This window comes from Kitasatospora sp. NPDC048540, assembly GCF_040651175.1.
Classification (GTDB): domain Bacteria; phylum Actinomycetota; class Actinomycetes; order Streptomycetales; family Streptomycetaceae; genus Kitasatospora.
The window spans coordinates 15,854-38,518 of record NZ_JBEZIR010000006.1 but is presented as its reverse complement, the minus strand read 5'-3'; the positions used below and the strand labels follow the sequence as shown (position 1 = coordinate 38,518).

Genomic DNA, 22,665 nt, shown 5'->3' with positions numbered 1-22,665 from the left:
GCCGTGACAACCGTTCGGGTGGCGCGGGCGGCTTCAACCGTGACCGCGACGACCGCGGCGGCCGTTCCTTCGGCAGCGACCGTCCGGCCCGCTCCTTCTCGGACCGCCCGTCCTTCGGTGACCGCGACCGCAGCGCCGGCAGCAGCCGTCCGTTCGCCCGCCGCGACGACCACCGTTCCGGTGGCCGCCCGCAGGGCTTCAACCGTGACGACCGTTCGGGTGGCCGCTCCTTCGGTGGCGACCGCGACAACCGTTCGGGTGGCTTCAACGGCGGCGACCGCAAGCCCCGCTGGAAGAGCTGACACCTGAGAGCTTGATCTAGAGCGGCCTGGGGCCGGTCCACCACGGTGGACCGGCCCCAGGCCTTTCTGCGTCCCTGTGCGCCGCTCCGGACCTGGATATGCTCGAATTGAGAACAACTCGGTGGCGCGGTGGGCCCGGCTCGCGTACGGTCGCCGCCATGAGCAGCAGAATGCATCAAGTGGCGGTCGAGAACGAGGAGATCGCCGAGCGGGGGAGCTACCGGGTGCGGTCCGGTGCCTCGGTGGAGATCGCCGGCCTGCTGGCGACGGCCCGGGCCGGCACCGTCTCGTACGGCCCGGCCGAGTCACTGCGAGGTGGCCCGCGCGGCCCGCTGCGCGGACAGCCCGAGGTGACCTCCGAGGGCAGCATGCAGGCGGCACGACGGCTGGCCGAGGCCGGCGGCGACCGGGTCGCGGTGCTCAACTTCGCCTCCGCGCGCAACCCGGGCGGAGGCTATCTGCGCGGTGCCAAGGCCCAGGAGGAGGACCTCTGCCGGTCGGCGCTGCTGTACCGGTGCCTGCTGGAGGCGCCCGACTACTACGAGGCTCACCGCGCCTCCCCGGACCTGCGCTACAGCGACCGGGTCATTTGGTCGCCGCAGGTGCCGGTGATCCGCGACGGGCGCGGCGACCTGCTCGCGGAGCCGTACACCGTCTCGTTCCTCACCTCGCCGGCCCCCAACGCCGGGCAGCTGGCGCTCCGTTCGCCGGACCGGCCGGTGGACGTCCGGGACCTGCTGGCGGTCCGGGCCGCGCGGGTCCTGGCGGTCGCGGCGCAGCACGGGGTACGGGAGCTGGTGCTGGGGGCGTGGGGGTGCGGGGTGTTCCGCAACGACCCGGCGGTGGTCGCCGAGGCGTTCGAGACGGCGCTGACCGAGCACGGGGCCGCCTTCGACCGGGTGGTGTTCGCGGTGTGGGACCGTACCCCGGTGTCGGCGAACCGGGCGGCGTTCGAGCGGCGGTTCGGCGGGGCGTAGGACCACGGCGGGGTGTAGGACCGCGGCGGTCCGCGGCGCACCGCCGGCGCCGGGCCGGTCGGTCGGCCGGTCGCGGGGGCCGGTTTGGGGTGGTCGGGGGCAGGGGTCTCGGTCAGCTGCCGGCGGCGAGCAGGGAGGCGGCGGCGACCACGCCCGTCACGGCGAACACGGACGGCCAGGCGCCGATCCTCTTGGCCAGGGGGTGTGAGCCGCCGAACGCGGCGACGTACAGACCGGTCAGCGCGGCGGCCGTCGGCGTCCCCGCGGCCCGCTGCCAGCGCACCGCGGCCGTCGCCCCGGCGGCGGCCAGCACCACGCCGCCCAACTCCCGCCGCCCGGACCAGCGGGCGGCGCCGTAGCCGCCGATCAGACCCGCCGACGCGACGGCCGCGGTGGGGATGTTCGCCATGGTGCACTCCTCGTTGCTGCTGGTCCGGGGGCTTGCGGCCGGGACGTCCGTCCCGGGGCCCTCCTCCCGAGGACAACTCCCGGGCGGCGGCCGCCGTTCCGGTCGTTGCTGCGTCCGGAAATTTCCGCTCGGCCACGGCCCCCGTCGTCCATACTCACTCGCGTGACCACCGAAGCCGCCGCCTACGACGACCGCCCGGCCGAGGCCGATCTGCGGGTCAGCCCGCTGGAGCTGTTCTTCGACCTCGTCTTCGTCTTCACCATCACCCAGCTCAGCGACAGCCTGGCCCACCACCTGACCGTGGCCGGCCTGGCGAGGGTGCTGGTGATGCTGGCGGTGATCTGGTGGATGTACGACGCCTTCATCTGGCTGACCAACGCCATGCCACCCACCACCCACCCGCGGCGCGGCCTGCTGCTGCTCGGCATGACCGGCTTCCTGGTGATCTCGCTGACCGTCCCGCACGCCTTCGAGGGCAGCGGGGTGGCCTTCGGCCTGGCGTACGTCCTGGTGATCGCGGTGCACACGGGGATGTTCGCGGGGGCGGACGTGCCGCTGCGTTCGGTGCTGCGGATGGGCGGGCTGAACCTGGTCAACGCGGCGCTGGTGGTCACCGGCGGACTGCTGGAGGGAACGGCCCAACTCCTCCTGTGGGGAGCCTCGGTGGCGGTCCAGTTCGCGATCCCGTACCTGGTCGACCTGCCGCAGTTCCAGCTCAGGGCCGGGCACTTCGTCGAACGGCACGGACTGGTGATGATCGTCGCGTTCGGGGAGTCCGTGATCGCCATCGGTGTGGGGGCCGGCGACGAGCGGCTCTCGGTGGCGCTGGTCGGTGCGGCGGCGCTGGCGCTCGGGGTGTGCGTCGCGCTCTGGTGGGCCTACTTCGGCCACGACGACGACGAACGCGCCGGCCACCGGATGGCCGAGCTCCCCGCGGCCCGCCGCAACGAGCTCGCCGTCCGCCTCTACAACCTCGGCCACTACGCCCTGCTGCTGGGCCTGCTGCTCCTCGCCACCGGCGCCAAGGCCCTCGTCGCTCATCCCCTTGCCCCGCTGGCCCCCGCCCAGGCCACCGCGCTGGCCGCCGGCATCACCCTCTACCTCGCCGCCAACACCGCGATACGCCGCACCCTCGGCCTCACCCCGAACGCCGCCCGCCTGCTCGCCGCCGCCCTGGTGCCGGCGACGATCCCGTTCGGCACCCAGGTGTCGGCACTCGCGCAGGTGGCGGTGGTGGTGGCGGTGCTGGCGGCGGCGTTCGGCCACGAGGAGCGCGGCTCGGCCACCGCCCGGTTGCTCGCTCGTTAGCCGGCGACGACGGCGGTGAAGTGCTGGACGTCGGAAGGCAGTGGATGGCGCAGCCGCCAGGTCACCGCCATCGGCCGATCCCCCTGGTGAGAGTCGTACTCGACCGGCCCGAGCAGCACGTACGGGCCGGTACCGATCTCGTTCGTCGTCTCCTGCCGCACGAACAGCAGGACATTGCTGCCCTGCGCCTGGTGGTTCTGGTAGCGCCGGCCCGTCGCTGAGACGGCTGACGTTCGGTTCTGCGACTCCCAGTGGAACAAGTCCTCGCTCAAGGCGAAGTCGCGGTAGCGCGTCTGCTCCGAGAAGTCCTTCTCGTCCTTCCTGATGGTGACCAGCAGCGCGTCCGTCCGGGTCTGCGGGCACCAGGCCACACCCTCACGGACATGCGCCGGGATCCCACCGCCGAGCGCTGCCCAGCGCAGAGCGGCGAGCAGCTCTGCCTTGGTGTAGTGCGCGTGGACAGCCAGCGGCTGCCCGGTCAGCGGTCCGAGGTCGGCGCCGAGCGGCTTCGGCGCGTGCTGTGCGTGGGCGAGCCCATGGGCGAGGATCTGGCGGATCTCGCTGCAGATGGCCTCATGGGAGCGGAGGAACGTCAGGCCCGCAGCCACCGAGCCGAAGTCGCCGCCTGTCGGCCAGAGCGTGAAGAAGAGCATCGCCGCGTAGTCGGCCATCCGGCCGTCGAGGGGATCCGCAGCTGACCGGCCTGGCCTGATCAGCTCCGTGTAGGCCTGGACCCGTTCGGCGTCGTCCACATGGGTCAGGGAGCCCATCCGCTTGCGCAGCGCCGCTTCACCGGCGATCTCAGGGTGGCTGGCGAGGCCGGCCCGGCGAAGGACCCCGGTCCAGGAGTTCCCAGCGCGGTAGATGTCGTTGATGTGCCGCTTACTCTCGGCGAGGTAGCTGGCGAGGTCGCGCTCTCCGTACGCCCTGACCTCCTGGGCGATCGTCTTGACGGTGGTCTTCAACTGCTGTCGGACGTTGTTGAGGACGATGTCCTTCGAGACTCGGTCGAGGACGATCTGGCAGCCCGGCGGGAGCAACGGGAAGTCCTGCCCGATGCTGCTCTCCAAGGCCTTGCGGGTGTGGCCGGTCAGCGCCCTGAACTGCTCCTCGAAGCGGAACTCCTTGCGCTGGTATCCGATGAAGTCCAGCACGGTGAGGACGGCCTTGTTCTCGGACCGGCGCAGACCGCGGCCGAGCTGCTGGAGGAAGATCGTGGCGCTGGACGTCGGGCGGAGGAGGAGCAGGGTGTCGATCCCCGGGATGTCGAGCCCCTCGTTGAAGAGATCGACGGTGAAGAGGACCTGGATCCGACCCTGCTGAAGGCCGTCGAGCGCCTCTCTGCGTTCCGCGGCCGGGGTCCGGCCCGAGAGTGCGCGGGCCGTGATCCCCGCCGTGTTGAAGGCCGCGGCCATGTGCTCGGCGTGGCGTACGGAGACGCAGAATCCCAGGGCGCGCATCGAGAGCGGGTCGGTGATCTTGTCGCTGACCGCGTGCACCACCTGCCGGGACTGGGTGTCCCCACGGGTCAGCACATTGGTCAGCTCGGTCGGGTCGTAGGCACCCTGGCGCCAGCTGACACCGGTCAGGTTGGTGTTGTCGTGGATGCCGAAGTAGTGGAACGGGCAGAGCAGGTCGTCCTCGAGTGCCTGCCACAGACGCATCTCGGCGGCGATCCGGCCGCCGAAGAACTCGTCCTGCACGCGCTTGCCGTCGGCCCGCTCCGGCGTGGCGGTCAGACCGAGCAACTCGCGCGGCGTGAGGTAGTCGAGGATCTTGCGGTAGGTCGCTGCCTCGGCATGGTGGAACTCATCGATGACGACGACGTCGAAGTGGTCGGCCGGGTAAGCGCCGAGGCCACCGGCGTGCAGGGACTGGACGCTCGCGAAGACGTGGCGGTGCAGTTCCGGGCGGTCGCCGGCGACCAGCAGCTCGCCGAAGTTGGCATCGGACAGGACCTCGCGGTAGCTCCGCAGTGACTGGGTGAGGATCTCCTGGCGGTGGGCGACGAACAGCAGGGTCGGATCGCCGCCGAGCTCAGCGCGGAGCCGCTTGTAGTCCAGAGCGGCCATCACCGTCTTGCCGGTGCCGGTGGCTGCCACCAACAGGTTCCGGTGGTGCCCGTGGACCTCGCGTTCCGTCTGCAGACGCTCCAGCATGTCCTGCTGGTGCGGATGCGCCCTCACCTCCAGGCCGGAGAGCGAGATCCGGCGCCCGTCGTCCCGCCCACCGCCGCCGGCTGCTGACAGCGCCCGGTCCAGCTCCTCGGCATCACGGTCGGGGTCGTAGGGCTTGAACTCCGGGTTGTTCCAGTAGGAGTCGAAGGTCGCTTCGAACTTGCGCAGCACCGAGGGGGTGGACACGGCGGAGAGCCTGACGTTCCACTCCAGCCCGTCCAGCAGCGCGGCCCGAGAGAGGTTGGAGCTACCGACGTAGGCCGTGTCGAAACCGGTGCGGCGTCCGAACAGCCAGGCCTTGGCGTGCAGACGGGTGGTCCGCAGTTCGTAGTTGATCCGGACCTCGGCGCCGAACTCACGGACCAGTCGGTCGAGCGCTCGGCGCTCGGTCGCGCCCAGGTACGTGGTGGTGATGACGCGCAGCCGGACGTTGCGGCGATGCAGTTCCCGGAGTTGCTGTTCGATGATCCGTAGACCGTGCCACTTCACGAAGGCGCAGAGTAGATCGACCCGGTCGGCCGTCACCATCTCGGTCCGCAGTTCATGGCCCAGGCTGTGCTCTTCCGGAGCGTTGGTCAGCAGCGCGCTCTCGGACAGGGGGGTCAGCGGCCGTATCTGGTAGACCCCGGGAGCCTCCTGCCGTGCGAGGGCGATCAGCTCTTTCGGCCCGCCGACCACCGGATCCGCCTGCTGGTCCGTAGCGCCGGATTCCGCGAGCGTGGCCAGCATCCGGTTGACGGCCTCGACGCGTTGGTTCGGATCCATCTGTTGCAGGGCCCGCTGCACCTGGACACCGACGTGGCGAGCCAACACGTAAGGAGAGGACTCCGACCCGACCTCGCGATCCACCACGTGCCAGCCCGACTCGCGCAGCTCGGTGAGCCGACCCGAGAGCGAATCAGTTATCACGCTCTCGTAGAGGCCGGGGTTGAGGTGCGGATCTGATGCATTCGGGTCGGCCACGGACATCTCTCCTGTCGTCCACGAAGCAGTGAGGATCTTTCTAGCATCCCGCTACGACAGGCGGTGTTCGAACCCGTACTCAGGTCAACGCGCGCTGGCAGGTGCGTGTTTGAAGACCTGAAGGTCGTGCCAGTGCAGGAAGTCGTAGGCGACCGACGTGAGAGGTTGCCGTGGCAGGGCGACCGGCGCGCCGTGGAGCTGTTCCACGGCTCTTCCCGAGCGCGTCTCGGCGGCGTACACGGGCGAGACCCGGACGGTGCGCTTCGCCGTCACCCCCAGTGCTCTGAAGTCGAAGAGCGCGTGGTGGAGTGAGCAGAGTGCCAGACCGTTGTCGACGAGGTCCGGGCCGCCCTGGCTGTGCCAGCGGATGTGGGCCGCCTCGAGGCCGACCGGACGCCCGCCGAGGGTGCCGTCGTAACCGCACATCGCGCAGGCGTAGTTGTAGGAGCGCAGGACGGCTTCGGCGAAGGCTGAGTCTCGAACCTTGCGCTTGACCAGCCGATACACCGGGTCGGCCACTGCCCCCGAGTCACCCGTGGGTAAAGGGTTCGGCAGGCCGAGCCCCGCCTGGTCGCAGATGGCGGGTTCGAGGCTCGCGGTGAAGTGGTGCTCCAGGAGGAGCCGTACGGCGGCCGGGAGAGCGGTGGGATCCTCGCCGAGCAGACTCTCGACCTGTGGATGCAGCCGCCCTATCGCACCGACTCGGCGCAGCGTGGCGCTGTCATCGCGGATGCCCGACTCCAGGGGTTCGCCGCGAGCGTTGCGCAGTACCCAGAGCGAGCGCTCCAGGTGGACGAACGGCATGGCGGCCCGGCGGCTCGCAGCGTGAGGATTCTTGATTGCGGGGCCGAAGTCGTTGATCAGTCGGCTGACCGGGGCCTCCGCCTCCACGTACGCCGCCTCGCTGGAGCCCGTTCGGGCGTAGCGACCGAGCAGCCACAGCAAGAGCAGCGGCTTGTGCGGGGCCCGCCGGCCACCGATGGTGGCCTGGCGGATCCCGGCCAGTGCCGCCAGCAGATCACTTCGCCTCACAGCGGACAGGCTGGCACAGCACGGAAGGCCCTGTCTGCAGCCTCCGGCGTCAGACCGTGCTCAGCGCCGCCCGCACGGCCGCCAGTTCCGCGGGCGTCACCCCGTGGGCGGTCAGGTAGGTCTCGATGGTGCCGTGGAGTTCGCGGATGCGGGCCAGGGCGGTGTGCAGGCGGTCGGCCTCGGCGGGGTGGGAGACGTGGGACACGCCGTGCTCGTCGATGTACGGGACGGGGCCGGCGTCGAGGCCGAGGCCGCGGTTGGAGCGGAGGTAGTCGGCGGTGATGTCGGCGTCGGAGAGGCCGGCCAGGTGCTGGATCACCGCGATGGTGAGGCCGGTGCGGTCCTTGCCGACGGCGCAGTGGACGAGCAGCGGAGCGCCGTCGCCCGCGAGGCGGCGGACGGTGGCGGCCACGGCGTCGCCGCCGATCTCCGCCATCAGCTGGTAGGTGGCGAACTGGTCGCTGGGCCAAGGGTGTTCGGTGTCGTGGCGGTCCGGGAGCAGTGGGGCGTGCAGGTAGTCGTGGTCCAGGCCGTGGAACAGGTCGGGGGCGGCCGCGATCTCCGCAGGGCTGCGCAGGTCGACCACGGTCCGGATGCCGAGCGGCTTGAGCCGGCGGGCCCCCTCGGGGCTGAGGCCGGACAGCGACGCGGACCGGTACAGCACACCGGGTCGCAGTACGCCGCAGGAGGCGTCGCGGAAGTTCAGAACGTCGGGGATGTCCAGGAAGACGGCGTCGGTGTCGAACTCGCGGTCGGTCATGACCACCACGCTAGCGCGGGCGGGTGGCGCGCCGGGGGGCCGTTGTGGACCTGTGCCTTAACGCCTGCGGCGGCCCGGCGGCGACGGCCGGCCCGCCCGTGCCCGGCCGCCGCCCGTCGCCCTCGCCCGTCGCCCTCGCCCGTCACTGCCCCCGCGTCCTCAGCGGCCGCCCGCCACGTCGAGGAAGGTCCCGGTGGCGTACGAGGCGGCCGGCGAGAGCAGGAAGAGGATGCACTCGGCGACCTCCTCCGGCTCCCCGCCGCGGCCCATCGGCAGCTGCGGCCCGACCCGGTCGACGCGCCCCGGCTCGCCGCCGAGGGCGTGGATGCCGGTGTGGATCAGGCCCGGACGGACGGCGTTGACCCGGATCCCCTCGGCCGCCACCTCCAGCGCCAGCCCACGGGTCATGCTGTCCAGCGCGCCCTTGGACGCCGCGTAGTCGACGTACTCGTTCGGCGAGCCGAGCCGGGAGGCGGCCGAGGACACGTTGACGATGGCGCCGCCCCGGCCGCCGTACCGGGAGGACATCCGGCGGACGGCGGCGCCCGCGCACAGGAACGGCCCGGTGATGTTCGCCGCCCAGATCCGGGCCAGCCGCTCCTCGTCCAACTCCTCCAGCCTGGCCTGCCGTTCGAGTGTGCCGGCGTTGTTGACCAGCGCCGTGAGGGTGCCGAGCTCCCGGTCCACGGTGCGGAACAGCCGCTCCACCTCCGCACCTCGGGTGACGTCCGCCCGAACGGCGACCGCGGTGCCCCCGTCGCCGCGGATGCCGTCCACCACGGCGAGCGCCGACGCCTCGTCACTGCGGTAGTTGACGCACACCCGATACCCGCGGCGGCCGGCGAGCCGGGCGGTGGCGGCGCCGATACCGCGCCCTCCGCCGGTGACCAGCAGGACTCCCGGCCCGGCGGCCGGGGTATCGGCGGACGCGGCTTCGGAGGACGCCGGCGCGTGGGGACGGGCGGTGGGTCTCCTCTGGCACGGCGGTGACTCCCTCGTACTGGTACGCGTGCAGGCGGGATCCGGCCCCTGCCGGTCCGGCTCCGACCGTAGCCCACGCCCACGGCGCACAGCCCACGCCCCACGCCCCACGGCCCACGGCCCACAGCCCACGCCCTCAGCCCGCATGCCGGAATCCCCGGCGGACCGTGGCCCGCCGCCGGAACCATGGCCGGTATGTCACCCGACCCCTTCCCGCCGCCACTACGGCTGCGGCCCGCCTCCGCCGACCCGGCCGACTACCTGGCGGCCGACGAGGTGATCGACCACCACCACCCCGGGATCCGCGCGCTCGCCGTCCGGCTGCGCTGCGACAGTGCGGAGAACAGCGCCCGCGCGGCCTTCGAGTACGTCCGCGACCGGGTGGCGCACTCCGCCGACGTCGGCCGGTGGAGCGCCGCGTACCGGGCCTCCGACGTGCTGGCTGCCGGCGATGCGATCTGCCACGGCAAGTCCCACCTGCTGACCGCCGTGCTGCGCGCCCAGGGCATCCCGGCCGGCCTGTGCTACCAGCGGTTCGACGTGCTGCACGCCCTGATCGCCGTCCACTGGCCGCAGCCGCGCGGCGGCGGCAGCTGGGTGCGGCTGGACCCGCGCGGCAACAAGCCGGGTGTCGACGCGCAGTTCACCACCGACCCCGCCGGGGAGCGGCTCGCCTGGCCGGTCGACCCGGGCCGGGGCGAGTTCGAGTACGCGACGGTGTACCCGGCCACCCCCGCCGTACTGCGCGAGGCGCTGGCCGCGGCGCGCCCCGACCGGGAGGGGTACGGCTACTACCTGCCGGTCGAGCTCTGAGGCGCACCCGGCCCGGCCGGGCACCCGGGCCAGGGACCCGGCCGGGCCAGGCACCCGGCTCGGCCGGGCGGTCAGGTCGCGGTGGCCGCCCGCATCGCGGCGATCTTCGGTGCGCGGCTCTTCGGCGAGTCCAGGCTGAACCCGCGTGCGTCGCCGAGTTCGTCCCGGACGAACGCCTCGGTCCGCCCGATCGCCTCGCGCAGGGCGTCGTCGAGCGGCACGAACAGCTGGTGCACGATCTCCCGCTGCTCGGTGTCGTACTCCCAGAAGCCGACGATCCGGCCGCGGTCGACCACGATGTGGGTCTGCGGGTCCGCCTCGCCGCCGAACACCCGGCCCTGCCTGGCGGCGGGCACCGGACGCTGCGCATCCGCCGGGTCGACCAGGCGGGCCAGGTCGCGGTGCAGCAGATGGATGCCGTCGATGCCCGCCAGCAGCGCGTACCTGGGCTCGGCAGGTGGCTCGAACTCCTCGAACTCGGGCAGGAGTTCGGCCGGCATCAACAGGTCGGTGCCCGGCAGCGTGACCAGGTCGAGCGGGGCCAGTGCCGCCTTCGCGGTCGCCGCGGTGAAGCCGGAGAACCAGCGCAGGTGCCGGACGGCCGCGGGCGCGGCCCAGGAGAGGTAGCGCCGGGCCAGCTCGTCGGCCGAGCCCTTGACCGGCTGGTCCCATCCGACGTAGCCGTAACGCTGCTGGTCCAGACGGCCGTTGACCGGCACCCGGCGGATCCGGCCGCGTGCCTGGAGCAGCCCGAGCGCCAGCGGCAGCGTGGTCGACACCCCGCGCTTCTTCCCCGCCTCACCCAACGGCCGGACCGCCTCGCCGACGGCCTCCCGGATGGCCGGCGGGTCCAGCGGACGGTCCTCGGCGAGCGCGCCCGTGATCGCCAGGCAGAGCTTCTCGATCTCGTCGCGGGTCACGTCCAGGTGCTTGGCCGCCGAGGCGAGGTCCGCCTCGGGCGCACCCGCCCCGGCGGCCAGACCGAGCGCGTAGTCGCCGGCCGGCAGGACGTAGGTGCAGCCGCGGGCCGAGGGCAGCTCGTGCACCTCCAGCGCCGCCACCGCCGCGTCCACCGCCTCCCGGCCGAGCCCCGCCCGGGCGAACAGCCCCAGGTACGGCGCCGCGCCGCCCACCGAGCGCGCCCAGCCGGTCGCGGACAGCACCTCGGCGGCGCTCGCGCCGTCGTGCCCGCCGTTCAGCCACTGCCGGTGCGCCCACCAGGCGCGGACCTTCGCCACCTGGTCGGGGTCGGTTTCCCGGGGCGCGGCCCCGCCGCGTTCCGGGCCGGTGCCCGCCGGGCTCCCACTGTTTGCCATGGGGCCAGTATCGGCGGGCCGGCCGGGCGGGGCACGCAGCGACGGGCGGACAATTCGTTCGACCCCGGCCGGGGGGACGGGGGAGACTGCCGAGTGTCCGCCCGCGGTCACCGACGGTCCCGCCGGGGCCGTCACGGCCCTGGCCGCCGATGGCCGGCCACGCCCAACCGGCGCTCCCCGCACCGGTGATCCGGCGGCCACCGGGGGGATGGCCGCGCCGCCGTACCCGACGCCGAGGAGGCGACCCGCCCGTGAACGTCCTGCTGTCCGGCATCGTCGGCTCCACCGCCTACGGCCTCGCCCACGCCGGCTCCGACATCGACCGCCTCGGCCTCTACGCGGCACCGACCGTCGAACTCCACGGCCTGCACCGCCCGGCCGAGTCCCACGTCACCACGGCCCCCGACCGCACCCTGCACGAGGCCGCCAAGTGGTGCAGACTCGCGCTGAGTTGCAACCCGACCGCCTCCGAACTGGTCTGGCTGCCCGAGGACCTGTACGAGGTCCGGACGCCGCTCGGCGACGAGCTGATCGCCATCCGGCGGTCCTTCCTCAGTGCCGGGGCCGTCCGGCGCTCCTATCTCGGCTACGCCACGCAGCAGTTCAGGAAGCTGACGGCCCGCGACCGCACCGACGACAGCGGCCTGGCCAGGGCCGCCAAGCACGCCCGCCACCTGGTCCGGCTGGTCGAACAGGGCCTCGCCCTGCACGAGACCGGCGAGGTGGTGATCCGCCTCGCCGACCCGGCGCGCGTTCGCGAGCTCGGCGAACGCTACGCCCGGCACCCCGAGCAGGCCGGCACCCTGCTGGAGACCGCCGAGACTCGCTTCGACCGGCCCGGCGTCCTGCCGGAAGCCCCGGACGAGGCACCGGCCGAGGACTGGCTGCGGCGGGTGCGCGCGGTCCACTACGCCGCCGCCCGCACCCCCGGCGTCTGACGCCCGCGCGGGCCCCGTCGCGCGCGGCCCACGGCCCGCGACGCGGCCGGGGAATCCGTTGGCCAAACGGGCACGGTCACCGGGTAGGATCGGCCCCGCAGGTGCCGTACCCACGGGGCGGCGCCGGTCGGCGGGCCGCTAGCTCAATTGGCAGAGCTGCGGACTTTTAATCCGTAGGTTCAGGGTTCGAGCCCCTGGCGGCCCACACGCGAGAAAGGCCCCCACCCCGGCGTCCTGGCCGGGATGGGGGCCTTCGCGTTCAACGCGGGGACGGCGGTCCGGCCCGGATCCACCCTGTACGGGCCGCAGTTGGACGCCGCCCTCGCCCCGGCGGCCGCTGGACGGGCGATCGCCTCGTCCGGCGCGCGGGCCCGGCTCGACGGCAGGTCCTGACGGCTCACCACATCCGCGCTCATGAGTCCTTCCTCGGCGTACGGTCGGCCTTCCGCGGCAGGGGTCCCGGCTTACCCGGATGGATTACACTCTGTATCGATCCGGTCACCCTCCGATCCACCACCTCTGTGCGAGAACCCATGCGACGGCTGTCCGCGGTGCCGACCACCTCCGCCTGGCGGCGGGTGCTCCACCGGAGGGCGGCAGCGCCGACCACGGCCGGGCCCGCCGCACCGCCGCCCGGGCCGCCCACCCGCGAGGACGAGTTGCTGGCCGCCCGTCCCGCGCTGGTCCGCGACCGCGGCCTGCTCGCCGAGGTGCGGGAGGAGCTGGCACCGCACGCCGTCCGGGCGGCCAACCTGGCCCTCGCCGCGCAGGCGCTGCTCGCCGCGGGCGTCCCGTACGCGCTGGTGCCCGACGCGCGGCGGCCCGAGGAGCCCGAGCGGCACCACCTGGCCGTCCGCGCCGACCGGCGGGCCCGGGTGCTCGTCGCCCTGGACACCGCCTTCACCGGGCGGCACGTGTACCTGGAACCGGTCGGCTGGGGCGCGGGTCCCGGCCCGCTGCTCGCTCCGGGCCTGCAAGAGGCCGTGGACCGCCACGAACGGCCGGGCGCGGCCGCGGGCGACGAGGGCGACGGGGACGACGGGGACGACGGGGGCGCGGCGCAGCGGCTGGTCCGCGGCGTGCGGGTGTTCCGGCCCGTGGTGGCCGCCTCGCGGACCCTCGGGTACGGCGCCGACCAGGGCTGCGAGATCAAGTTCTGGCAGCCCGCGGAGCCGTCCGGGGGCGCGATCGTCCCGTACGGCAGCACCCTGGCCGGCTGGTGGGCGCCCTCGCTGGAACCGGCCGCCACGGTCCGGATCGCCGGGGGCCGGCACCCCGTTCCCGCGGCATTCACCCGCCGTCCGGTCGACGAGGTCGACTTCCCGGTGGACGCCGTCTACACCTGGGTGGACGACACCGATCCGCGCTGGCGCGAGCGCCGGGAGCGGCGGGCCGCCGAGGCCACCCCGGCCGCCGGCCCCGGCCCCGGCTTCGGTCCTGGCGCCGGTCCCGGCACCGGCACCGAGCCGCAGCGCTTCCGCAACCGCGACGAACTGCGGTACAGCCTGCGCTCGCTGGCCGCGCACGCGCCCTGGATCCGCCGGGTCCACCTGGTCACCGACGACCAGCGGCCGGCCTGGCTGGACACCGCCCACCCCGGCATCCACGTGGTGGCGCACCGCGAGCTGTTCGACGACCCCGGCCTGCTGCCGGTCTTCAACTCCCGGGCCATCGAGTCCCAGCTGCACCGGATCGACGGCCTGTCCGAGCACTTCGTCTACTTCAACGACGACGTCTTCCTCGGCCGTGAGCTCGGCCCCGGCTTCTTCTTCCAGAGCAACGGTGTGGCCCGGCTGTTCCAGGACGGCGTCATCCCGCCGGACCCGGTCCGACCGGGCGAGGACAGCTACGTCGCGGGCCAGAAGAACACCCGGGACGCCATCGCCCGCCGCCACGGCCGGGTCCCCACCCGGACGCTCGGCCACACCCCGCGCGCGGCCCACCGCAGCCTGCTGGCGCACAACGCGCAGGAGTTCGCCGCCGAGTACGCCCGCACCGCCGCCGAGCCGTTCCGCGGCCACGCCAGCCTCTCCCCGCTCACCCTCTACGCGTACACCGCCTACCTGGCGGGCCGGGCGGTGTTCGCCGAGCCGGACGAGTGCTTCGTCGACATCGGCCGCCCCGAGTCGCTCGCCCTGCTGCAGGGCCTCGCCGAGCGCCGCGACGCCGCCGTGTTCTGCCTGAACGACGTCACCACCGGCCTGATCGACCCGGCGGCCCAGGACGCCGCCGTGCGCGCCTTCCTCGACGGCTACTTCCCGGCACCGGGGCCGTACGAGCTGCGCCGCCCGCTGCTCCCGCGCCCGGCCGCCGGGCCGGACCGGGTCCTGAGCGGCCGGACCGAGGTTTGAGGGCTTAAGCGGCCGGCCCAACCCCTGCACCCCGCCCACCCCTGCGCCCCGCCCCGCACCCGGGCCCGCGCCCCACCCCGCCCCGGGCCCGCCCCGGACCGGGCCTCCGGTGGCGGGACGGCGGGCGGGCGGCCAAGGTGGGCGGGGGACCCCGACCCTGGGAGGCGCTATGCCCGAAGTCACCACCCCGTACAAGCCCGGCACCCCGTGCTGGGTCGACCTGATGGCCAAGGACCAGCAGGCCGCGCTCGACTTCTACCGTGACCTGTTCGGCTGGCAGGGCGAGATCGGCCCGGCCGAGTTCGGCGGCTACGCGATCTGCACCCTCAACGGCAAGCCGGTGGCCGGCATCGGCCCGGCGATGGCACCCGAGGGCATGCCCGAGCCGCCGGTCGCCTGGACCACCTACCTGTCGTCGAACGACGCGGACGCCACCCTGGCGGCGATCAGCGCTGCCGGCGGCACGGTACTGATGCCCGTGATGGACGTGGGCACCGTCGGCCGGATGCTGGTGGTGGCCGACCCGACCGGTGCGGTGTTCGGCGTCTGGCAGCCGGTGGACTTCGCCGGCGCCCAGGTGGTCAACGAGCCCGGCGCGCTGGTCTGGAACGAGCTCAACACGGCCGACCCGGAGGCCGCCAAGGCCTTCTACCCGGCCGTGTTCGGCGTCCGGCTGCCGCTGATGGAGGGCGCCACCCACTACTGGTCGCTGGAGGTCGACGGCAAGGCCGTCGGCGGTGTCCAGAAGCTCGGCGGCAGCCTGCCGCCCGGCACCCCCTCGCACTGGCTGACCTACTTCGCGGTGGACGACACCGACAGCACGGTGGACGCGCTGGTGAAGGCGCGCGGCTCGGTGCTGATGCCGCCGACCGACGCCCCCTGGGGCCGGTTCGCCGTGGTCCAGGACCCGCAGGGCGCGGTCTTCGCCGTGATCAAGTCGCCCGAGGAGTGACCGGTGCGGTGACGCCCGGTCCTGACCGGGCGTCACCGGCCGTACCGCCGCCCGTTCGCGACGCGCCAGCCGAGCTGCAAATGGGCGGCTCTGCCGTGTGTTCGAGCGAGACTGACAGGCATGCTGGGACTCCCGGACGACATCCGTGCCTTCCTGTTCGACCTCGACGGCGTGCTCACCCAGACGGCCAAGGTGCACGCGGCCGCCTGGAAGGACATGTTCGACACCTTCCTACGGGCGGAGGCGGCCCGCGGCGGCCCGGACTTCGTCCCGTTCGACCCGGTCGAGGACTACGACCGCTACGTCGACGGCAGACCCCGGCTCGACGGCACCCGGGGGTTCCTGGAGGCCCGCGGCGTCCACCTGCCGGAGGGCACCCCGCAGGACCCGCCCGGAACCCGTACCGTGCACGGCCTCAGCAGCGCCAAGAACGACACCGTGCTGCGCATGATCAAGGAGCAGGGCGTCCAGCCCTACCCGGGCTCGGTCGACTACCTGCACCGGCTGCAGGCGCTCGGGCTGCCGCGCGCGGTGGTCTCCTCCAGCGCCAACTGCCGGGACGTGCTGCGGGCCGCCGGGATCAACGGGCTGTTCGACGTGGTGGTGGACGGCGTGGTCGCCGAGCGCGAGCAGCTGGCCGGCAAGCCCGCCCCGGACACCTACCTGGCGGCCGCGAAGGCGCTCGGCGTGCCGCCCGAGCACGCCGCCGTGTTCGAGGACGCGCTCGCCGGGGTGGCTTCCGGGCGGGCCGGCGGCTTCGGCGCGGTGGTCGGCCTCGACCGTACCGGCCAGGCCGACGAACTGCGCGCCCACGGTGCGGACCTGGTGGTCGCCGACCTGTCCGACCTGGTCGAGGGGGACCCGCTGTGACCGCGCCCGACGCCTTCTCGGTCGACCCGTGGGGGGTCGCCGAGCACGGCCTGGACCTGGACGCCCAGGCCCGGGCCGAATCGGTGTTCGCGCTGTCCAACGGCCACATCGGCCTGCGCGGCAACCTCGACGAGGGCGAGCCGCACGGTCTGCCCGGCACCTACCTGAACGGCGTGTTCGAGCTGCGTCCGCTGCCGTACGCGGAGAGCGGCTACGGCTACCCGGAGTCCGGGCAGAGCGTCATCAACGTCACCAACGGCAAGGTCATCCGGCTGCTGGTCGACGACGAGCCGTTCGACCTGCGCTACGGCGAACTCCGCAGCCACCAGCGGAGCCTGGACTTCCGGGACGGCCTGCTGCGGCGGTACGCGGAGTGGACCTCGCCGGCCGGGCGGACGGTCAAGGTGACCTCGGTGCGGCTGGTCTCGCTCACCCAGCGGGCGGTGGCGGCGGTCGACTACACGGTGGAGGCGGTGGACGGCCCGGTGCGGATCGTGGTCCAGTCCGAGCTGGTCGCCAACGAGCAGCTGCCGGGCGGGGAGCGCGACCCGCGGGCGGCCGCGGTGCTGGAGCAGCCGCTGGTCTCCGAACTCCACCACGCGGCCGGCACCAAGACGGTGCTGGTGCACCGCACCCGCTACAGCGGGCTGCGGGTGGCCGCCGGGACCGACCACGCCATCGAGGGCCCGGACCAGGTCGACACCACCGCGGAGTCCACCGACGACCAGGGCCGGATCAGCGTCACCACCGTGCTGGAGGCCGGGGAGAAGCTGCGGCTGGTCAAGTTCATGGCGTACGGCTGGTCGGCGACGCGCTCGCTGCCCGCGGTCCGGGACCAGGTGGAGGCGGCGCTGACCGCCGCCCGGCACACCGGCTGGGACGGGCTGGTGGCGGAGCAGCGCCGCTTCCTGGAGCGGTTCTGGTCGAACAACGACATCGAGATCGAGGGCGACGTCGAGCTCCAGCAGGCGGCCAGGTTCGCGCTGTTCCACGTGCTGCAGGCCGGTGCGCGCAGCGAGGAGCGGGCCATCCCCGCCAAGGGTCTGACCGGGCCCGGCTACGACGGGCACAGCTTCTGGGACACCGAGATGTTCGTGCTGCCGGTGCTCACCTACTGCCTGCCCGGCGCGGTCGGGCAGGCGCTGCGCTGGCGGCACACCACGCTGCCGATGGCGCGTGAGCGGGCGGCCCAACTGGGCCTGGCGGGAGCGGTGTTCCCGTGGCGGACGATCCGCGGGGAGGAGTGCTCCGGGTACTGGCCGGCCGGTACCGCGGCGTTCCACATCGGCGCCGACATCGCGGCGGCCGTGGTGCGCTACGTCCGGGCCACCGGGGACGTGGAGTTCGAGCAGACCTACGGGCTGGAGCTGCTGGTCGAGACGGCCCGGATGTGGCGTTCGCTCGGCCACCACGACCCGGTCGGCCGGTTCCGGATCGAGGGGGTCACCGGGCCGGACGAGTACAGCGCGGTGGCGGACAACAACGTGTTCACCAACCTGATGGCGCAGTCCAACCTGCGGCACGCCGCCGAGGCCGCCAACCGGCACCCGCTGCAGGCCGCGGCGCTGGGCGTGGACACCGAGGAGGCGGCGGCCTGGCGGGACGCGGCCGCCGCGATGTTCATCCCGTACGACGAGAAGCTCGGGGTGCACCCGCAGGCGGACGGCTTCACCGACCACCAGCTGTGGGACTTCGAGAACACCCCGGCCGAGACCTACCCGCTGCTGCTGCACTACCCGTACTTCGACCTGTACCGCAAGCAGGTGGTGAAGCAGGCCGACCTGGTGCTCGCCATGCAGGTGCGCGGCGACGCCTTCACCGAGGACCAGAAGGCCCGCAACTTCGCCTACTACGAGCGGCTGACCGTCCGCGACTCCTCGCTGTCCGCCTGCACCCAGGCGGTGATCGCGGCCGAGGTCGGCCAGCTGGACCTGGCGTACGACTACACCGCCGAGGCCGCCCTGATGGACCTGCGCGACCTCGGCGGCAACACCCGCGACGGGCTGCACATGGCCTCGCTGGCGGGGGCCTGCATCGCGCTGGTGGCGGGCTTCGGCGGGCTGCGGGACCACTCGGAGCACCTGTCGTTCCGCCCGCGGCTGCCCGCGGGGCTGCAGCGGCTGGCGTTCACGCTGCGGATCCGGGAGAGCCTGCTGCGGGTCGACATCACCCACGCCACCACCGTCTACACGGTCCGCAAGGGCGGGCCGCTGACCCTGCTGCACGACGGCGAGCCGGTGCGGCTCGGGGTGGAGGAGAGCGCCACCCGGCGGACCGCGGTGATCGAGGCGCCCGAGCGGTGCGTCCAGCCGCCCGGCCGCGAGCCCGCCCGGCGGACCGCACGGGCCGGGGTGCAGGGTGTCGTGCAGGCGGGCGGGACGGAGCACCTCGCCGCCGAGTGACAAGGCATCAACAAGCTTTCTCCCAGGAGCCCTTTACCGTCGCCAACCGGCGGTAAAGGGCTCCTCCAATTTTCTGACGGTCCGTTGTTGGACGTGAACATGTCCGTCTAGCGTCGTCGTCAGCTCCCCGTACCACCCAGGTGGGAGGCGGCGGCCCCGGGCCGTCCGGCCGTCCCGCTGCTTCCGCCTGCCCCTCCGCGCCCCGGGACCACCCCATCCGGCGCGCGGCGCATCCGCACGGCCCCCGGTTCACCCCAGCCACAGGAGGCAGTCCGTTGCGTACCCCCACGCCCCGCACCCGTCGGGCCGTCCTGGCCGCCGCCGGCACCGCGGCGCTCGCCGTCTCGGCCTTCGCGTCCGCCGCACCCGCCGGCGCCGCCGCCACCCCCACCACCTACAGCAAGGGCGGCACCTCCTGGGTCCGCTCCTGCGCCACCCTGGCCAAGGGCGACACCATGGCCTGCCACGCCCTGCGGGTCACCAGCACCGTCGAGCCGGTGCACGCGCTCGGCGTCACCCCGGACCTGACGCCGGCCGGCTACGGCCCGTCCGACCTGCTCGGCGCTTACAAGCTGCCGGCCGGCGGCGGCGCCGGGATGACCATCGCCATCGTGGACGCCTACGACGACCCCTCGGCCGAGGCGGACCTGGGCGTCTACCGGGCCCAGTACGGCCTGCCGGCCTGCACCACCGCCAACGGCTGCTTCAAGAAGACCGACCAGAACGGCGGCACCAGCTACCCCGCCAAGAACAGCGGCTGGGCCGGGGAGATCTCGCTCGACCTGGACATGGTCTCCGCGATCGCCCCCAAGGCGAAGATCGTCCTGGTGGAGGCGGCCAGCGCCTCGATGGCCAACCTCGGCAAGAGCGTCAACACCGCGGTCGCGCTGGGCGCCAAGTTCGTCTCCAACAGCTACGGCGGCGGCGAGTCCTCCGCCGACACCTCCTACGACAGCTCGTACTTCAACCACCCGGGCGTCGCCATCACCGTCTCCTCGGGCGACTCCGCCTACGGCGCCGAGTACCCGGCCGCCTCCCGGTACGTCACCGCGGTCGGCGGCACCGCGCTCAGGCGGGACTCCAGCAGCCGCGGCTGGAGCGAGTCGGTCTGGCTCACCAACTCCACCGAGGGCGGCGGCTCCGGCTGCTCGGCCTACGACGCCAAGCCCACCTGGCAGAAGGACACCGGCTGCAAGAAGCGGACCATCGCCGACGTCGCGGCGGTCGCCGACCCCGCCACCGGCGTCGCGGTCTACCAGACCTACGGCGGCAGCGGCTGGGCGGTGTACGGCGGCACCAGCGCCTCCTCGCCGATCATCGCGGGCGTCTACGCGCTCGGCGGCGCCCCGTCCGCGGGCAGCAGCCCGGCCTCCTTCCCGTACGCCCACACCACCTCGCTGTTCGACGTGACCACGGGCTCCAACGGCAGCTGCTCGCCGGCCTACCTGTGCAAGGCCGGTGCGGGCTACGACGGCCCGACCGGGCTCGGCACCCCGAACGGGACGGCCGCCTTCCACGGCTGACCCGCTCCGCTCCCCACGGCGGTGCGCGCGGCGGCCGGGGCCTGCGGGCCCCGGCCGCCCTTCCGTGCGCCTCGGCCGAAATGTCCCCTTTGCCGTGTTAGGCATGGTCCGACAGCGGGCGACGGGCGAGACGGGACGAGGTACCCCATGGGCAGCGTGGCCGAGCAGATGGTGGAGGTGCTCCGGCAGGCGGGCGTGGAACGGGTCTACGGGGTGGTGGGTGACAGCCTCAACCCGGTGGTCGACGCGATCCGGCGGGCCGAGGGCATCTCCTGGGTGCACGTGCGCAACGAAGAGGCCGGGGCCTTCGCCGCCGCCGCCGAGGCCGAACTGACCGGCCGGCTCGCGGTCTGCGCCGGCTCCTGCGGGCCCGGCAACACCCACCTGATCCAGGGCCTGTACGACGCGCAGCGCAGCGGCGTCCCGGTGCTGGCGCTGGCCTCGCACATCCCGTCCGGCCAGATCGGTACCGGCTTCTTCCAGGAGACCCACCCGGAGCGGGTGTTCACCGACTGCAGCACCTTCTGCGAGCTGGTCTCCACCCCCGAGCAGCTGCCCCGGCTGCTGCGGGTCGCGGTGCAGCACGCGCTCGGCGCCCCCGGAGTCTCGGTGCTGGTCTTCCCCGGCGACGTGGCCGCGCTGCCCGCCGCCGGGCCCACCGGCGAGGGCACCTTCCTGACCGAGCAGGCGGTCGCCGCCCCGCCCTGGTCCCAGGTCCGGGCGCTCGCCGAGGCGCTGAACTCCGCCGGCACCGTGACGGTCTTCGCCGGCGCCGGCACCCGCGGCGCCCACGAGGAGGTGATGAAGCTCGCCGCCACCGTGCAGGCGCCGGTCGGGCACTCGCTGCGCGGCAAGGAGTGGATCCAGTACGACAACCCGTACGACGTCGGGATGAGCGGCCTGCTCGGCTACGGCGCCTGCCACGAGGCGCTGCACGAGGCCGAGCTGGTGGTGCTGCTGGGCACCGACTTCCCGTACGACTCGTTCCTGCCGCAGGCCCGGACCGTCCAGGTGGACCACGACGCCACCCGGCTCGGCCGCCGCACCCCGCTGGAACTGGCCGTGCACGGCGATGTCGCGGCCACCCTGCGGGCGGTGCTGCCGCTGCTCGACCAGAAGCAGGACCGGCGCTTCCTGGACGCCATGCTCGACAGGCACTGCCGGGCCCTGGAGACCGTGGTCGGCGCCTACACCAAGGACATCGGCCACCACCGCCCGGTCCACCCGGAGTACGTCGCCTCGGTCCTGGACGAACTGGCCGCCGACGACGCGGTGTTCACCGTCGACACCGGCATGAACAACGTCTGGGCGGCCCGCTACCTCACCCCGAACGGGCGGCGCCGGGTGATCGGCTCCTTCCTGCACGGCTCGATGGCGAACGCCCTGCCGCACGCGATCGGCGCCCAACTCGCCTTCCCCGGACGCCAGGTGGTGTCGCTGTCCGGCGACGGCGGGATCGGCATGCTGCTCGGCGAACTGCTCACGGTGGCCAAGTACCGGCTGCCGGTGAAGACGGTGGTGTTCAACAACGGCGCGCTCGGCATGATCAAGCTGGAGATGCTGGTCAGCGGCTACCAGGAGGCCGAGACCGACAACGGCGACGTGGACTACGCGGCCATCGCCCGGGCCTGCGGCATCCCCGCCAAGCGGGTGACCGACCCCGCCGCGGTCGAACAGGCGCTGCGGGAGGCGCTGGAACGCCCCGGCCCGGCCCTTGTCGACGTGGTCACCGACCCCAACGCGCTGTCCATCCCGCCGCGGATCACCGCCGCCCAGCTCAAGGGCTTCGCGCTGGCCGCCGGCAAGACCGTGCTGTCCGGCGGGGTCGGCCGGATGATCGACCTGGCGCGCAGCAACCTGCGCAACATCCCGCGCCCCTGATCGGACCGTAGCGCCACCGCTGACCTGCGGGTTTGCCCGGGAGGCAAGTTTCTTGCCTCTGAGGCACCGGCGGGTGTGCACTGGAGGCATGACAGACGACCAAGAGGTCGCGGGCCTCGGCGCCCGACTGCGCGAACACCGGCTCGCCGGACGGTTCACCCTGGAGGCCGCGGCCGCCCGGGTCGGACTCTCCCCAGCTTACGTGTCCCGCCTGGAGACCGGACAGCGCCAGCCCTCGCTGCCCGTCCTGCTCGGCCTCGCCCGCGCCTACGGCACCACCGTCGCCGGACTGCTCGGCGAACAGCCCGGCGAGCCCGACCCGGTGATCCGCGGCGCCGCCATCGAACCGGGCCGGGCCGGTGGCTGGGGCTACCGGCGGGCCGGCGCCCCCGGCCGGGCCATGCAGGCCCTGCACGTCCAGGTGCCGCCCGGCCTCCAGGACGCCGTGGTCCGGGTCCACCCGGGCGAGGAGTGGCTGTACGTCACCCGCGGCCGGCTGCGGCTGACCCTCGGCGAGCGCGTCCACCTGCTCGACGAGGGCGACTCCGCCCACTTCGACTCGCTCACCCCGCACTGCATCGCCGCCGACTCCGCCGACGGGGTCGAGCTGCTCTTCCTGCACACCCTGCTGCAGAGCCCGGGCGGCGAACTCTGCCTCGGCGACACGCCCCGGCTCTGAACCCCGCCCCACCCGCAATCACCCCCGCGGC

The 22,665-nt window shown here is 73.4% G+C and carries 18 protein-coding genes, 1 tRNA gene and 1 pseudogene; 14 read left to right on the top strand and 6 right to left on the bottom strand.

All coding sequences use genetic code 11. The annotated features are described in order from the left end of the window. Together AB0D08_RS04855 and AB0D08_RS04850 are read left to right on the top strand one after the other, a co-directional pair. A pseudogene (locus AB0D08_RS04855) lies at positions 1-302 on the top strand (RNA helicase); the annotation flags it as partial. Between the two features lie 158 nt (positions 303-460). Further along, positions 461-1,279, top strand: a complete 819-nt coding sequence (locus tag AB0D08_RS04850; RefSeq protein ID WP_033823588.1) for a TIGR02452 family protein — start codon at positions 461-463, stop codon at positions 1,277-1,279. Positions 1,280-1,391: 112 nt separating this feature from the next. Here AB0D08_RS04850 and AB0D08_RS04845 read toward each other — a convergent pair whose 3' ends face one another. After that, positions 1,392-1,688: a hypothetical protein gene (locus tag AB0D08_RS04845; RefSeq protein WP_033823587.1), complete on the bottom strand. Its 297-nt coding sequence runs from the start codon at positions 1,686-1,688 to the stop codon at positions 1,392-1,394. Between the two features lie 162 nt (positions 1,689-1,850). Here AB0D08_RS04845 and AB0D08_RS04840 point away from each other — a divergent pair, with 162 nt between their 5' ends. Then, positions 1,851-2,996 (top strand): low temperature requirement protein A, encoded by a 1,146-nt coding sequence (locus tag AB0D08_RS04840; protein ID WP_359886211.1) that lies wholly within the window; start codon positions 1,851-1,853, stop codon positions 2,994-2,996. Here AB0D08_RS04840 and AB0D08_RS04835 read toward each other — a convergent pair. From AB0D08_RS04835 to AB0D08_RS04820, 4 genes are all read right to left on the bottom strand, one after another. Further along, positions 2,993-6,142, bottom strand: coding sequence for a DUF3427 domain-containing protein (locus AB0D08_RS04835; RefSeq protein ID WP_359886210.1), 3,150 nt, complete (start codon positions 6,140-6,142; stop codon positions 2,993-2,995). The genes AB0D08_RS04840 and AB0D08_RS04835 overlap by 4 nt on opposite strands. Before the next feature lie 78 nt (positions 6,143-6,220). Further along, complete coding sequence (locus AB0D08_RS04830) at positions 6,221-7,168, bottom strand: phosphorothioated DNA-binding restriction endonuclease (RefSeq protein ID WP_359886209.1); 948 nt, start codon at positions 7,166-7,168, stop codon at positions 6,221-6,223. Positions 7,169-7,217: 49 nt separating this feature from the next. Next, entirely contained in the window at positions 7,218-7,928 is a 711-nt protein-coding gene (locus AB0D08_RS04825) for a tyrosine-protein phosphatase (protein WP_359886208.1), read from the bottom strand. Positions 7,929-8,087: 159 nt separating this feature from the next. Next, complete coding sequence (locus AB0D08_RS04820) at positions 8,088-8,822, bottom strand: SDR family oxidoreductase (protein ID WP_033823638.1); 735 nt, start codon at positions 8,820-8,822, stop codon at positions 8,088-8,090. A gap of 282 nt (positions 8,823-9,104) precedes the next feature. Here AB0D08_RS04820 and AB0D08_RS04815 point away from each other — a divergent pair, with 282 nt between their 5' ends. Continuing rightward, positions 9,105-9,722, top strand: coding sequence for a transglutaminase family protein (locus AB0D08_RS04815; RefSeq protein WP_359886207.1), 618 nt, complete (start codon positions 9,105-9,107; stop codon positions 9,720-9,722). Positions 9,723-9,793: 71 nt separating this feature from the next. On the opposite strand, the gene AB0D08_RS04810 is transcribed toward AB0D08_RS04815, so the two are convergent. Continuing rightward, positions 9,794-11,038, bottom strand: a complete 1,245-nt coding sequence (locus AB0D08_RS04810) for a crosslink repair DNA glycosylase YcaQ family protein (protein ID WP_082526950.1) — start codon at positions 11,036-11,038, stop codon at positions 9,794-9,796. Positions 11,039-11,289: 251 nt separating this feature from the next. Here AB0D08_RS04810 and AB0D08_RS04805 point away from each other — a divergent pair, with 251 nt between their 5' ends. From AB0D08_RS04805 to AB0D08_RS04760, 10 genes are all read left to right on the top strand, one after another. Beyond that, positions 11,290-11,976 (top strand): nucleotidyltransferase domain-containing protein, encoded by a 687-nt coding sequence (locus tag AB0D08_RS04805; RefSeq protein WP_033823584.1) that lies wholly within the window; start codon positions 11,290-11,292, stop codon positions 11,974-11,976. A 132-nt stretch (positions 11,977-12,108) separates the two neighbouring features. After that, positions 12,109-12,181: transfer RNA gene (locus tag AB0D08_RS04800), tRNA-Lys, on the top strand. Between the two features lie 38 nt (positions 12,182-12,219). After that, positions 12,220-12,369, top strand: coding sequence for a hypothetical protein (locus AB0D08_RS04795; RefSeq protein ID WP_359886206.1), 150 nt, complete (start codon positions 12,220-12,222; stop codon positions 12,367-12,369). A gap of 140 nt (positions 12,370-12,509) precedes the next feature. Then, the gene (locus AB0D08_RS04790) at positions 12,510-14,327 is read left to right on the top strand and encodes a Stealth CR1 domain-containing protein (RefSeq protein WP_359886205.1); all 1,818 of its coding nucleotides are present in this window, start codon (positions 12,510-12,512) and stop codon (positions 14,325-14,327) included. A gap of 169 nt (positions 14,328-14,496) precedes the next feature. Continuing rightward, positions 14,497-15,279, top strand: a complete 783-nt coding sequence (locus AB0D08_RS04785; RefSeq protein ID WP_033821201.1) for a VOC family protein — start codon at positions 14,497-14,499, stop codon at positions 15,277-15,279. 120 nt (positions 15,280-15,399) lie between these two features. Then, positions 15,400-16,149, top strand: a complete 750-nt coding sequence (locus AB0D08_RS04780; RefSeq protein ID WP_033821200.1) for a beta-phosphoglucomutase family hydrolase — start codon at positions 15,400-15,402, stop codon at positions 16,147-16,149. Further along, positions 16,146-18,551: a glycosyl hydrolase family 65 protein gene (locus AB0D08_RS04775; protein WP_033821199.1), complete on the top strand. Its 2,406-nt coding sequence runs from the start codon at positions 16,146-16,148 to the stop codon at positions 18,549-18,551. Before AB0D08_RS04780 ends, AB0D08_RS04775 begins: the two co-directional genes overlap by 4 nt. Positions 18,552-18,826: 275 nt before the next feature. Continuing rightward, on the top strand, positions 18,827-20,074 hold the full coding sequence (locus AB0D08_RS04770; RefSeq protein ID WP_033821198.1) for a S53 family peptidase: 1,248 nt from the start codon (positions 18,827-18,829) through the stop codon (positions 20,072-20,074). Positions 20,075-20,221: 147 nt separating this feature from the next. Beyond that, positions 20,222-21,955, top strand: a complete 1,734-nt coding sequence (locus AB0D08_RS04765) for a pyruvate dehydrogenase (protein ID WP_033821197.1) — start codon at positions 20,222-20,224, stop codon at positions 21,953-21,955. 88 nt (positions 21,956-22,043) lie between these two features. Beyond that, positions 22,044-22,634, top strand: coding sequence for an XRE family transcriptional regulator (locus AB0D08_RS04760; protein ID WP_033821196.1), 591 nt, complete (start codon positions 22,044-22,046; stop codon positions 22,632-22,634). Positions 22,635-22,665 lie beyond the last annotated feature (31 nt).